We start from the raw sequence: 12,208 nt of genomic DNA, 5'->3' as shown, positions 1-12,208 counted from the left end.
CTTAGTGGGCCTTATGAGCGGCGACCGACCGGAAGCCGGCCGCCGCGTGCGGGATCACCCGTTGGCTCCGCCGTCGCCGGCGTTCTTCTTCAGTAGCTGCAGGGCTTTTTCGGTCTGCGCGATGCAGGCCTTGGTGTCACCCGCGGCCTGGGCCTGGGCGGCCTTTTCCTGCAGGCGCATGGCCTGTTCCTGGGCCTGGGTGTTGTTGGTGACGGTTTTCACCGCGTCGTCGACTTTCTGCAGATTGTCGCTGCACAGGTCGGCGGCAAAAGCCGGCGACGCCAGCAGGGCGGCGGTAATGAGCAGGGCGGCACGTTTCATGGCAGTACTCCTGTCAACTTGACCGTTGTCGCGGACCGAACGAGCGGGCCGTACAGGGTGGACTGCCACGGTTTACGCGGGGTTCAGAGAATCGGCTCGGCGGTTGTCGGCAATTCGACGCAGACGCCCAGGCCGTCGCCGTCCAGCCCTTCGTGCAGGGAAATGCGTCCGTGGTGGATTTCCACGATGCGCTTGACGATGGGCAGGCCCAGCCCGCTGCCGTTGCTGCTGGCGACGCTGGGGCTGCGGTAGAAGCGGGTGAAGATCGCCGCCTGTTCGGCCGGCGCCACGCCGGGGCCGTTATCACGCACCCAGAGGGTCAGCCGGTCGCTCGCGCTTTCCAGGCTGACGGCCACGCGGCCGCCTTCGGGGGTGTAGCGCAGGGCGTTGCCGACCAGGTTGGTGAGCATCAGTCCGAGCCACGCCGCGACGCCGCGCAGCGTGACCTCCTGGCTATCGAGGGTCAGTTCGATCTGCTTGTCGATGGCCTGCGGCGCGAGATCGGCGATGGTGTCTTCGGCCAGCAGGCGCAGGTCCACCGGGGCGAAGATTTCGTGTAGCTCTTCGGCATCGAGCCGCGCCAGCAGGAGAATCTGCTCCATCAGCGCGCTGATCCGTTCGACGCTGCGGCTGACCTGCTGCAGTCCGTGGGCGTGGGCGGCCGGGTCGGAAGAGCGCAGCGCCACCTGGGCGTGGGTGCGCAGGCTGGCCAAAGGCGTACGGATTTCGTGGGCAGCGTCGCTGGTCAGCCGGCGCTCGGCCTCCATCGCCGAGTGCAGACGTTCCAGCAGCAGGTTCAGTTCGTTGACCAGGCTGTGCACCTCCACCGGTGCGCGGCTCAGGGCCAGCGGGTGGAGGCTGTGGGCGCCGCGCTGGTGTACCTGCTCGATCAGGCCGCGCAACGGCGCAAGGCCCTGGCGGACGCCGAACCACACCAGCACGCCGAACAGCGGCAGGGCCAGCAGCAACGGGAAAAGGGCGCTGAACAGCAGCAGGTGCAGGGTCTTGTGGCGGTAGTGCAGGTCCTCGAAGACCCAGATGCGCACCTCGTCGGTCCCCGTCGTGGCCATGTGCAACACGCGCCAGTTGACCCCGCCGCTGAGCAGGTCGGAGAAGCCCGGCGGCTGCGCCTCGATTCCCCTGGGGGGCTTGTGGGTGGCCAGCAGCGGTTGGCCGTGGTACCAGACGGCATAGCCGAGCGTGGCTTCGCGGCGAATCAACGGCAGCCCTTCGATGGCCTTGCGGCTGCGCGCGAGGATTTCCATGGCGTCACTGGACTGCGGGTCTATTGCGTCGGCGACATCGATCAGGCTCAGGGCTGCCTGGCCGAAGTCGATCATGTCCTGGTCGTAGAGGCGATTCACCTGTTCACGGGTCAGGTGGTAGGTGAACAGGCCGGCGACCAGCCACAGCAGGGAAACACCGCCGATCAGTGTCAGCAGCAGGCGCCGGCTGATGGAGCCGGCGCGGCGGGGTGCGCCGCTCAAGCTCGTGCGGCGCCTTCGGGGCGGTCGATCCCGTAGCCGATGCCGCGCACGGTGCGAATCAGGCTGTTGCCCAGCTTGCGCCGCAGGTGGTGGATGTGCACTTCGATGGCGTTGCTTTCCAGGTCGCCGTCCCAGCCGTAGAGGGCTTCCACCAGGCGGGCGCGGGACAGCACCTTGCCGCGTTGTTCCAGCAGCAGGCGCAGCAGCGCGTATTCGCGCGGAGCCAGGTCCACCGGTTCGCCGCTGAGGCTGACCTTGTGGGTGGCCGGGTCCAGTGCCAGTTCGCCGTGTTGCAGCAGCGGCGCGGCGCGGCCAGTGTGGCGGCGGGTCAGGGCGCGGACGCGGGCGAGCAGTTCGTCGAGGTCGAAGGGTTTGGTCAGGTAGTCATCGGCGCCCGCGTCCAGGCCGGCGACGCGGTCGGCCACCTTGTCGCGGGCGGTGAGGATCAGCACGGGGGTCAGGTCGCCGCGGCGGCGAAGGCTGCGCAGCACTTCCAGGCCGTCCTTGCGCGGCAGCCCGAGGTCGAGGACCAGCAGGTCGAACTCATCGGTGGCCAGCGCCTGATCGGCGGCCACGCCATCGCTCACCCAGTCCACGGTGTCGCCTTCCAGACCGAGCCCCGCGCGAATGCCATCACCCAGCAGCTGGTCGTCTTCTGCCAACAGGATTCTCATCTTGGTCCCCTCTACCGGCCTGTGCAGCAGGATAGCTGGCGTGATCCGGTTAGGGCAGAGGGTGACAGCGCTCGCTTAACGAGGAGTTAAGGGGATCGGCGATTTCGGCGTGGGGTGAAAGCGATCGCGGACGGAGTCCGCTCCTACGTAAGCCGGAGCCTGTAGGAGCGGGCCGCGCCCGCGATCCGCCGGCAGGGCCGGCGTCAATCAGGCGGGGCGAGCGCGGGTCACCCGATCCACCAGATAGACCACGCCGCGATAATCGATACCGCCATGGGCGGACAGGCCGATCTCGCAGGTGCGGCTGGTGGAGACGCCTTCCTCGCAATACTGCACCGCGTCCTTGAGCGTGCGCAGCGAGTGCGCGTTCAGCTCTGGCGTGGTGAAGCCCTTGTCGCCGGCAAAACCACAGCAGTGGATGCCCTCGGGGATCACCACTTCGCGGGTGCAGCGCTTGACCAGGTCGATCAGCGCCTGGCTTTCGCCCAGGTGTTGGGTGCTGCAGGTGACGTGCACGGCCACCGGCTTGTCCTGCGGCTGGAAGTCCAGACGCTCGACCAGATGGGTGCGGATGAACTTCACCGGGTCGTAGATCTTCAGCCGGTCATCCGCCAGTTCCTGCACCAGACGCAGGGTGCAGGGGCTGGTGTCGCAGTAGATCGGGTCGAGGCCGCCCCGGCTTGCGCGCAGCAATTCGGCGAGCAGTTCGTCGCGCTTGGCGTCGGCTTGGCTCTTGTAGCCCTTGGAGGCGAACGGCTGGCCGCAGCAGAGGTTGTCGGCGTTGTCCGGGAAGACCACCTGGTAGCCAGCTTTTTCCAGCAGCTGGCGGGTCTTGTCGATCAGCGGCATCTGTTCCTCGTCCGCCGCCGCCGGGCCCATGGCGCGGGACACGCAGGCGGTGAGGTAGACGACGCGCGGCTTGCCGTTATCCACAGGCTGCGATGTGGCTGCGAGGCGCACGGGTTGCGGCATAGCCGGCGTCCACTGCGGCACGCGGCCCTTGCTGGCGTGGCTGATGGAAGCGCTGAGGCGAGCCAGGCGTGGCGCGCCGAGCACCCTGCGCGCACCGTTGGCGGCATGCAGCATGAACTTCGCACCCTTGAGGGCGGTGGCGAAGTTGCGTGCGAGCCAGGTGGCCGTGCCAGCGTGATGTGCCTCCTCGCCGCGCAGCTTCCTGATCAGCTCGCCGGTGTTGATGTTCACCGGGCAGCGCTGGGCGCACAGGCCGGTGGCAGCGCAAGTGTCGATGCCCTGGTACTGGTAGTCGCGCGTAAGCTCGGTGGTGTCGACGCCAGCGCGGCGCTTGGCCTGGATGTCGCGCCACATGACGATGCGCTGGCGCGGGCTGAGGGTCAGCCCCTTGGACGGGCAGACCGGTTCGCAGAAACCGCACTCGATGCACTTGTCGACGATCTCGTCGGCAGCCGGCAGCGGCTTGAGGTTCTTCAGGTGCAGCTGCGGGTCGTCGGTCAGCACCACGCCGGGGTTGAGGATGCCGGTGGGGTCGAGCAGGCGCTTCAACTGCCACATCAGTTGGTAGGCGTCGTGGCCCCATTCCAGCTCGACGAAGGGCGCCATGTTGCGCCCGGTGCCGTGCTCGGCCTTGAGCGAGCCGCCGTATTCCACGGCGACCAGGTGCGCGACGTCGTCCATGAAGGCCGAGTAGCGCGCGATCTGCTCAGGCGATTCGAAACCCTGGGTGAAGACGAAGTGCAGGTTCCCTTCCAGCGCGTGGCCGAACAGGATGGCTTCGTCGTAGCCGTGCTTGTCGAACAGCTCGATCAGGCGGTTGACGCCCTCGGCCAGCTGCTCGACGGGGAAGGTGACGTCCTCGATGATCACCGTGGTGCCGGTTTCGCGTACCGCGCCGACGGCAGGGAAGGTGTCCTTGCGGATGCGCCAGAGCTGGTTGTAGACCACCGGGTCTTCACTGAAGTCGACCTGTTTCTCCACTGGGTAAGCGGCGATGGAGGCGCTGATCTGCGTTAGCTGTTCGTGCAGCAGCGACTGGGTCGCCGCGCGGGATTCGATGAGCAGCGCGCAGGCGCCTTCGGAGAGGCTCTTCACCCACGTCGGCATGCCCTGCATGTTCTCCACTGAGCGCAGGCTGCGGCGGTCCAGCAGTTCCACGGCGGACACCGGTTGCTGCTTGAGCACGGTCACGGCCTTGCAGCAGGTCTCCACGTCGGGGAAGACGATCAGCGCGCTGGCCTTGTTCGGGTGGTCGGGCACGGTGTCGTAGGTGACCGCGCTGATGAAGCCCAGGGTGCCCTCGGAGCCGACCATCAGGTGGGTGAGGATATCCAGCGGCTCGTCGTAGTCGACCAGCGCATTCAGCGACAGGCCGGTGGTGTTCTTCAGGCGGTACTTGTGGCGGATCTTCGCGGCCAGCTCGGTGTTGGCGCGGGTCTGCCGGCCCAGCTCGGCGAGCTGGTCGAGCAGTGTGCCGTGGCTTTCGCGGAAAGCCGCGAGGCTGTCGGGCAGCTCGCTGTCCAGCAGCGTGCCGTCGGCCAGCAGCAGGCGCATGCCGGCCAGGGTGTGGTAGCTGTTCTGCGCGGTGCCGCAACACATGCCGCTGGCGTTGTTGGCGACGATGCCGCCGATCTTGCAGGCGTTGATCGACGCCGGGTCCGGGCCGATCTTGCGGCCGAACGGAGCCAGCCAGGCGTTGGCCTGGGCGCCGATGACGCCGGGCTGCAGGCGAATCTGCGTACCGCCGTCGCGGATGTCGCGGCCGTTCCAGTTGTCACCCAGCACCAGCAGCACCGAGTCGCTCACGGCCTGGCCGGAGAGGCTGGTACCGGCGGCGCGGAAAGTCACCGCGACCTGGTTGGCGTGGGCGGCCTTGAGCAGGCTGGCGACTTCGTCTTCGCTCTCGACGCGGATCACCAGCTTGGGGATCAGCCGGTAGAAACTGGCATCGGTACCGAAGGCCAGGGTCGAGAGCGGGTCGTCGAAGCGGCGCTCGCGGGGGATCAGGTGTTCTACCGTGTCGAGGAACGCGGCGGGCAGGCTCATGCAATCTCCTCGCGGGGCCATGGCGTCTGGCGCGCCAAGTACCCCGGTCAATCAGGCTGTATTTCGTGTGGGCGTATGGATCACGCGCCCAGTTCGCGCACCAGCGAGTCGCGGGTGATCTCGCCAATGGTCTTGGCGCCGGTGAGCACCATGGCCACGCGCATTTCCTTCTCGAACAGGTCCAGCAGGTTCCTGACGCCGGCTTCGCCGTGGGTCGCCAGGGCGTAGAGGAAGGCGCGGCCGATGAGCACGGTGTCCGCGCCCAGGGCGATCATGCGCACGACGTCCAGGCCGTTGCGGATGCCGGAGTCGGCGAGGATCTTCAGGTCGCCTTTCACTGCATCGGCAATCGCCGGCAAGGCGCGGGCGCTGGAGAGCACGCCGTCGAGCTGGCGGCCGCCGTGGTTGGACACGACGATGCCGTCGGCACCGAATTTCACTGCATCCTTTGCGTCTTCCGGGTCGAGGATGCCCTTGATGATCATCGGGCCGTCCCAGAATTCACGGATCCACTCCAGGTCCTTCCAGGAGATCGACGGGTCGAAGTTGGCGCCCAGCCAGCCGATGTAGTCGGCCAGGCCCGTGGGGTTGCCACGGTATTTGGAGATGTTGCCCAGGTCGTGGGGCTTGCCCAGCAGGCCAACGTCGAGGGCCCAGGACGGGTGGGTCATGGCCTGCCAGACACGGCGCAGCGGCGCGTTCGGGCCGCTCATGCCGGAGTGGGCATCTCGGTAGCGGGCGCCGGGCACCGGCATGTCGACGGTGAACACCAGGGTCTTCACGCCGGCGGCCTTGGCGCGCTCGAGGGCATTGCGCATGAAGCCGCGATCCTTCAGCACATAGAGCTGGAACCACATGGGCCGGTCGATGGCCGGGGCGACTTCCTCGATGGGGCAGACCGACACCGTGGACATAGTGAACGGGATGCCTTTCGCGGCGGCCGCGCGGGCTGCCTGTACTTCTCCGCGCCGGGCGTACATGCCGGTCAGGCCGACGGGGGCCAGGGCGATGGGCATGCTCAACGTCTCGTCGAACAGCTTCGTCTCAAGGCTCAGCTCGGACATGTTCTTCAGCACGCGCTGGCGCAGGGCGATGTTGGCCAGGTCGTCGACGTTGTTGCGCAGGGTGCGCTCGGCGTAGGCGCCGCCGTCGGCGTAGTGGAAGAGGAACGGCGGCAGCTTGCGTTGGGCCGCGGCGCGGTAGTCGGTAGAGGCAGAGATGATCATGGGCGTCTCATCGTTGAGGGACTTGTCGAGGCCGCCGCGCTGGCGCGGGTGACCTCGAAAGACCTTAGCTGCTTTGGACGGATCTCCGCGCGCAGGCGCGGAGTCGGGTCTTGCCTTAGTGCACCAGCATGCCGGTGAAGATGTACGCCTGGGCCAGGGTGATCAGTCCCACCAGGGCGGCGAACATCAGGCTGTGCTTGAGGGTGAAGCGGAACAGATCGGATTCCTTGCCGACCATGCCGGTCGCGGCGCAGGCCACGGCGATGGACTGCGGCGAGATCATCTTGCCGGTCACGCCGCCGCTGGTGTTGGCGGCCACCAGCAGGGTGTCATTGACCCCGATCTGGTGCGCGGTGGTGGACTGCAGCGAGCTGAACAGGGCGTTGGAAGAGGTATCCGAACCAGTCAGGAACACACCCAGCCAGCCGAGGAACGGCGAGAAGAACGGGAAGGCCGCGCCGGTGCCGGCCAGGACCAGTGCCAGGGTGGTGGACATGCCCGAGTAGTTGGTGACGAAGGCGAAGGCCAGCACCATGCCGATGGAGAGGATCGGCCATTTCAGCTCGACCAGGGTCTCCTTGAAGGTGGTCAGACCAGTTTTCGCGCTGATGCGCAGGACGAACATCGAGATCACGGCGGAGAGGAAGATCGCGGTGCCGGTGGCCGAGACCGGGTCCAGTTTGAACACGGCGGCGATCGGCGTCGGGTTGGCGACGATGGGCGCGGTCTTCACCACCAGTTGGTCCAGGTGCGGAATGGCGAAGTTGAAGACCAGGTTGTACAGCGCGCCGCCTGGAGCGAAGAGCGCCTTGAACGGCTTCAGGGTCCAGATGGTGACCAGTACGGTCAGCACCAGGAAGGGCGACCAGGCCTTGAGGATTTCGCCGAAGCTGTAGGGAGTCGGCTCGGCGCTGCGCGGGCCGTTGCCGCCCAGCACGGCGGCGCCGCCGGCGGTGGCGACCACTTCACGCTCGCTGGCGGGTTGCCAGACCTTCAGGAACAGGGTCAGGGAAATCAGGCTGACCAGGGCGGAGGTGATGTCCGGCAGTTCCGGGCCGATGAAGTTGGAGGTGAAGTACTGGGTGATGGCGAAGCTGCCGCCGGCGACCAGCGCGGCCGGCCAGGTTTCCTTCACGCCCTTGAGGCCGTCCATCATGAACACCAGCCAGAACGGCACGAGGATCGACAGGAACGGCAGCTGGCGGCCAGTCATGGCGCCGATCTTGAACGCGTCGATACCAGTGACCTGGCCAGCGACGATGATCGGGATGCCCAGGGCGCCGAAGGCTACCGGCGCGGTGTTGGCGATCAGGCACAGGCCTGCGGCATACAGCGGATTGAAGCCCAGGCCGACGAGCAGGGCGGCGGTGATCGCCACCGGCGCGCCGAAGCCCGCGGCACCTTCGAGGAAGGCGCCGAAGGAGAAACCGATCAACAGCACCTGCAGGCGCTGGTCGCCGGTGATCGACAGCACCGAGCTGCGGATCACTTCGAACTGGCCGCTCTTGACCGTGAGCTTGTAGAGGAACACCGCCGCGACGATGATCCAGGCGATCGGCCACAGGCCGTAGGCGAAGCCATAGCCGGCGGCGGCGATGGCCATGTCGGCGGGCATGCCGAAGGCGGCGATGGCGATGATGATCGAGAGGGCGAGGGTGATGCTGCCGGCGACGTGGCCCTTGAGGCGGAACACGGCGAGGGCGAGGAAGAAGAACACGATCGGGATGACGGCGACCAGCGCGGACAGGCCGAGGCTGCCGAGCGGGGTGTAGATCTGCTGCCAGGTTTGCATCTGGTTGGCTCCCTAATTGTTTTTGGGTGGAGGGCCTGGTTGCCGGTCGGGCGATTCCGATGCGCTTGTGGCGCGTTGGGCAGACGGTCGACTGATCGCGGCTTGTAGTTTTTCGTGCATGTGTTGTCGTGTAATCCGACTTCCGGTAAATTGGTATGACCAATTTACAAAGCCGAGCGCTCAGGGTAAAAGCCCTGCTGTCGGCGTGTCAATTTGCTGCCCTGCGACTTTTGTCGAGCGTTATCGGATAGGTGCGCTGGTCTTGTTGTCGCTGGCGGCACTGGTTAGGCTGCCGCGCGCCGCGCAGGTCGCGGCCTAGAGTGAGAGAGCGAAGGAGTTCACCCGCATGAGTTTTGGTCAGGTCAAGCAACGCCGTCTGTCGGACGACATTGTCGAGCGGCTGGAGGCGATGATCCTCGAGGGCACTCTCAAGGCTGGCGAGCGACTGCCTGCCGAGCGTGTGCTGGCCGAACAATTTGGCGTCTCGCGGCCGTCACTGCGCGAGGCGATCCAGAAGCTCGGCGCCAAGGGCCTGCTGGTCAGTCGTCAGGGCGGCGGCAACTACGTCAGCGAAGGACTGGGCTCAATGTTCAGCGATCCGCTGCTGCATCTGCTGGAGAGCAACCCGGAGGCCCAGCGCGACCTGCTGGAGTTTCGCCACACCCTGGAAGGCTCCTGCGCCTTCTACGCGGCGCAGCGCGCGACCGAGGTGGATCACCAGCGCCTGAAACAGGCCTTCGATGCGCTGCAGGACTGTTACCTGCGCGTGGGGAAAGTCAGTCGTGCGGAAGAGGGTGCGGCGGACGCGGCCTTTCACCTGGCCATTGCCGAGGCCAGTCACAACGCCGTGCTGCTGCACACCATTCGCGGCCTGTTCGACCTGCTCAAGCGCAACGTGGTGACCAACATCGGCGGGATGTACGCGCAGCGTGACGAGACCCGCGAGCAGCTGATGCGCCAGCACCGCGAGTTGTACGAGGCGATTATCGGCGGGCACGCGGAAGCTGCGCGGGAGATTTCCCAGCGACATATCGACTACGTGCAGGAAGTGCTGGCCGAGGTGCAGGCGAAGGAGTTGCGCCTGCAACGGGCACAGCGACGCCAAGGCTCGGTGGACGCCTGACCGGCAACGCGCCCTCGCAGGAGGGCGCGAAAGGACTCAGTCGTCCTTGCCGTGACGAATAGCGCGCTGGATTTCCCGGTCGGAGTCGCGCTCCTTCTCGGTGCCGCGCTTGTCGTACTCTTTCTTGCCCTTGGCCAGTGCGATCTCGCACTTGATCAGGTGCTTCTTCCAGTACATCGACAGCGCGACGCAGGCGTAGCCCTTCTGCTGCACGGCACCGAACAGCTTGCCCAGCTCGCGCTTGTGCAGCAGCAGCTTGCGCGTGCGCACCGGGTCGGCGATGACGTGGGTGCTGGCAGTGGTCAGCGGCGTGATGTGGCTGCCCAGCAGCCAGGCTTCGCCATCCTTGAGCAGCACGTAGCTGTCCACCAGCTGCGCCTTGCCGGCGCGCAGGCTTTTCACTTCCCAGCCGGCCAGGGCGACGCCCGCCTCGAAGCGCTGCTCGATGAAGTAGTCGTGCAGAGCCTTCTTGTTCTGCGCGATGGTCCCCGAAGGGTGTTTCTTCTGTTTAGCCATAGGCCGCGCATTATAGGGAGTCGCTCGCCGCGCCGCTATCGGGACAACGTGCGACGGCATGCAAGCTTGAGGGTGTGTGGCTAATCTCGGACAATGCGCGCTGTTTTTTTGAGCAGCGGGCGTATGAAACGCCCCACAACCAAGCGAGACGTCTATGAGCACGCATATCCAGCGTTCGGCGCTGCTGCCCTATCCGGCGAAGGCGCTGTACGACCTGGTCAACGATGTGGCGCGCTACCCGGAGTTCCTGCCCTGGTGTTCCGCCTCCACCGTGCTGGAGGCCAGCGATACGGCCATGCGCGCCGAGCTGACCGTGGCCAAGGGCAGCATCACCCAGCGCTTCACCACGCGTAATGCGCTGGTGCCGGGGCAGAGCATCGAGATGAATCTCGAGGAAGGCCCCTTCTCCCAGCTGCACGGCGTGTGGACCTTCAAGGCCCTGGGCGACAAGGCCTGCAAGATTTCCCTCGACCTGACCTTCGACTACGCTGGCGCCCTGGTGAAAGCCACCCTCGGCCCGTTGTTCACCCAGGCGGCGAACACCATGGTCGACGCCTTCTGCCAGCGCGCCAAGCAGCTGCATGGCTGAATCCGCGAGCATCGCCATCGAGGTCGTCTACGCGTTGCCGGAGAAGCAGGCGCTGCTGCGCCTGAGTGTTCCGCGCGGCACGCGGATGCGCGAAGCGGTGTTGTTGTCGGGCATCGCTGCGCAATTTCCCGGCCTGGATGTGCAGGATTGCCCGCTGGGTATCTTCGGCAAGGCAGTGGCGAGGCCCGAGGAGCGTGTGCTGGAGGAGAGCGAGCGAGTGGAAATCTACCGTCCGCTGATCGTTGATCCCAAGGAAGTACGCAAGCAGCGCGCTGCGCGGGCCAAGGCGGCGCGCTGCTGATTCTTGTGTGCTGAAAGCGCAGGCAGCAAAAAGCCCGGCATTGGCCGGGCTTTTTCGTTGGCGCGAATCCCTTACTGCGGATTCTTGTCCAGCGGTTCCGGAGTCGGGACCGGCACGGTTTCCACCTGGTCGACTTCCTTCTGGATCTGCTCTTCCACGGAGCCGGGCTTGGCCGGTTCTTCCTTGGGCTGTTCGGGCTGCTGCTGGGTCGGCTGCGACGGCGAGGTTGCCGGGGTGCCTTCCTTGCCGAGGATCGACTCGTCGCGGCTGACGCCGGGCATGAAGTCGCCGTTCAGACCGACCAGCTGGTCGTTTTCGCCGAAGTACAGGCTCATCCGTTCCTGCTGGCGCTGACCGCCGCCAGGTTGGATGCTGTAGAGGTAGTCCCAGCGATTGGGGTGGAAAGTATCCACGATCAGGGGGTTGCCCATGATAAACCGCACTTGGCGCCGGGTCATTCCGGGCTTCAACTGGTCTATCATATCCTGCGTTACAACGTTGCCCTGCTGGATGTCGATCTTGTAGACCCCCGGGAACGAGCAACCGGCGAGTGCGGCGAGTCCCAGCCCGAAAGCGAGACTGGTCAGCATGAGCTTGGCGTTTTGCATCAAGGGGTGACTTCCACTATCTTGGCTGAGCGACGAAATCCCGATCATACCTGTATTGAGAGATGCTGCGAAGCATTCCGCGCCGAGAAAGCACACATGGTTGAAAATAGCGAACTGCGCAAAGCCGGACTTAAGGTCACACTGCCGCGCGTCAAGATCCTCCAGATGCTCGATTCCGCCGAGCAGCGCCACATGAGCGCAGAGGATGTTTACAAAGCGCTGATGGAGGCGGGTGAAGACGTCGGTCTGGCCACCGTCTACCGCGTCCTGACCCAGTTCGAAGCCGCCGGCCTGGTGGTGCGCCACAACTTCGATGGCGGCCATGCCGTCTTCGAGCTGGCTGACAGCGGTCACCATGATCACATGGTCTGCGTCGATACCGGCGAAGTCATCGAGTTCATGGACTCGGAAATCGAGAAACGCCAGAAGGAGATCGTCAAGGAGCGCGGCTTCGAGCTCGTCGATCACAACCTGGTGCTCTACGTGCGCAAGAAGAAGTAAGCGCACGCAGATGCAGAAACGGCGACCCTCGGGTCGCCGTTTTCGTTTGTGC

The 12,208-nt window shown here is 65.7% G+C and carries 12 protein-coding genes; 4 read left to right on the top strand and 8 right to left on the bottom strand.

Translation table 11 applies throughout. The annotated features are described in order from the left end of the window. Window positions 1-54 precede the first annotated feature (54 nt). From ABKS89_RS26165 to ABKS89_RS26140, 6 genes are all read right to left on the bottom strand, one after another. Complete coding sequence (locus ABKS89_RS26165) at window positions 55-321, bottom strand: PA2433 domain-containing protein (RefSeq protein WP_081520678.1); 267 nt, start codon at window positions 319-321, stop codon at window positions 55-57. Between the two features lie 83 nt (window positions 322-404). After that, window positions 405-1,808 carry a sensor histidine kinase gene (locus ABKS89_RS26160; RefSeq protein ID WP_348588216.1) on the bottom strand — a complete coding sequence of 468 codons (1,404 nt, stop codon included), beginning with the start codon at window positions 1,806-1,808 and terminating at the stop codon, window positions 405-407. Next, window positions 1,805-2,482, bottom strand: a complete 678-nt coding sequence (locus ABKS89_RS26155) for a response regulator (RefSeq protein WP_138214215.1) — start codon at window positions 2,480-2,482, stop codon at window positions 1,805-1,807. Before ABKS89_RS26155 ends, ABKS89_RS26160 begins: the two co-directional genes overlap by 4 nt. Before the next feature lie 207 nt (window positions 2,483-2,689). Continuing rightward, on the bottom strand, window positions 2,690-5,500 hold the full coding sequence (locus ABKS89_RS26150; protein WP_348588215.1) for an FAD-binding and (Fe-S)-binding domain-containing protein: 2,811 nt from the start codon (window positions 5,498-5,500) through the stop codon (window positions 2,690-2,692). Window positions 5,501-5,580: 80 nt separating this feature from the next. After that, the gene (gene lldD / locus ABKS89_RS26145) at window positions 5,581-6,726 is read right to left on the bottom strand and encodes an FMN-dependent L-lactate dehydrogenase LldD (RefSeq protein ID WP_138214217.1); all 1,146 of its coding nucleotides are present in this window, start codon (window positions 6,724-6,726) and stop codon (window positions 5,581-5,583) included. 115 nt (window positions 6,727-6,841) lie between these two features. Continuing rightward, window positions 6,842-8,518 (bottom strand): lactate permease LctP family transporter, encoded by a 1,677-nt coding sequence (locus tag ABKS89_RS26140; protein ID WP_138214218.1) that lies wholly within the window; start codon window positions 8,516-8,518, stop codon window positions 6,842-6,844. A 346-nt stretch (window positions 8,519-8,864) separates the two neighbouring features. Between ABKS89_RS26140 and ABKS89_RS26135 the strand changes: the two genes are divergently transcribed. Further along, window positions 8,865-9,641 carry an FCD domain-containing protein gene (locus tag ABKS89_RS26135; protein ID WP_285888202.1) on the top strand — a complete coding sequence of 259 codons (777 nt, stop codon included), beginning with the start codon at window positions 8,865-8,867 and terminating at the stop codon, window positions 9,639-9,641. Between the two features lie 36 nt (window positions 9,642-9,677). On the opposite strand, the gene smpB is transcribed toward ABKS89_RS26135, so the two are convergent. Then, on the bottom strand, window positions 9,678-10,157 hold the full coding sequence (smpB, locus tag ABKS89_RS26130) for an SsrA-binding protein SmpB (protein WP_017518965.1): 480 nt from the start codon (window positions 10,155-10,157) through the stop codon (window positions 9,678-9,680). Between the two features lie 154 nt (window positions 10,158-10,311). Between smpB and ABKS89_RS26125 the strand changes: the two genes are divergently transcribed. Both ABKS89_RS26125 and ABKS89_RS26120 read left to right on the top strand, forming a co-directional pair. Then, on the top strand, window positions 10,312-10,746 hold the full coding sequence (locus ABKS89_RS26125; protein WP_081520685.1) for a type II toxin-antitoxin system RatA family toxin: 435 nt from the start codon (window positions 10,312-10,314) through the stop codon (window positions 10,744-10,746). Next, entirely contained in the window at window positions 10,739-11,047 is a 309-nt protein-coding gene (locus ABKS89_RS26120) for an RnfH family protein (RefSeq protein WP_348588214.1), read from the top strand. The genes ABKS89_RS26125 and ABKS89_RS26120 overlap by 8 nt, the downstream gene beginning before the upstream one ends. A gap of 71 nt (window positions 11,048-11,118) precedes the next feature. Here the strand turns inward: ABKS89_RS26120 and ABKS89_RS26115 are convergent, their stop codons facing one another. Further along, window positions 11,119-11,655, bottom strand: a complete 537-nt coding sequence (locus ABKS89_RS26115; RefSeq protein ID WP_081520687.1) for an outer membrane protein assembly factor BamE — start codon at window positions 11,653-11,655, stop codon at window positions 11,119-11,121. A 96-nt stretch (window positions 11,656-11,751) separates the two neighbouring features. On the opposite strand from ABKS89_RS26115, the gene fur reads away from it, so the two are divergent. Next, window positions 11,752-12,156, top strand: coding sequence for a ferric iron uptake transcriptional regulator (fur, locus tag ABKS89_RS26110; RefSeq protein ID WP_009613072.1), 405 nt, complete (start codon window positions 11,752-11,754; stop codon window positions 12,154-12,156). Window positions 12,157-12,208: the final 52 nt, after the last annotated feature.

The organism is Pseudomonas sp. LABIM340, assembly GCF_040017195.2.
Classification (GTDB): Bacteria; Pseudomonadota; Gammaproteobacteria; order Pseudomonadales; family Pseudomonadaceae; genus Pseudomonas.
This window is presented reverse-complemented; position numbering and strand designations above follow the sequence as displayed.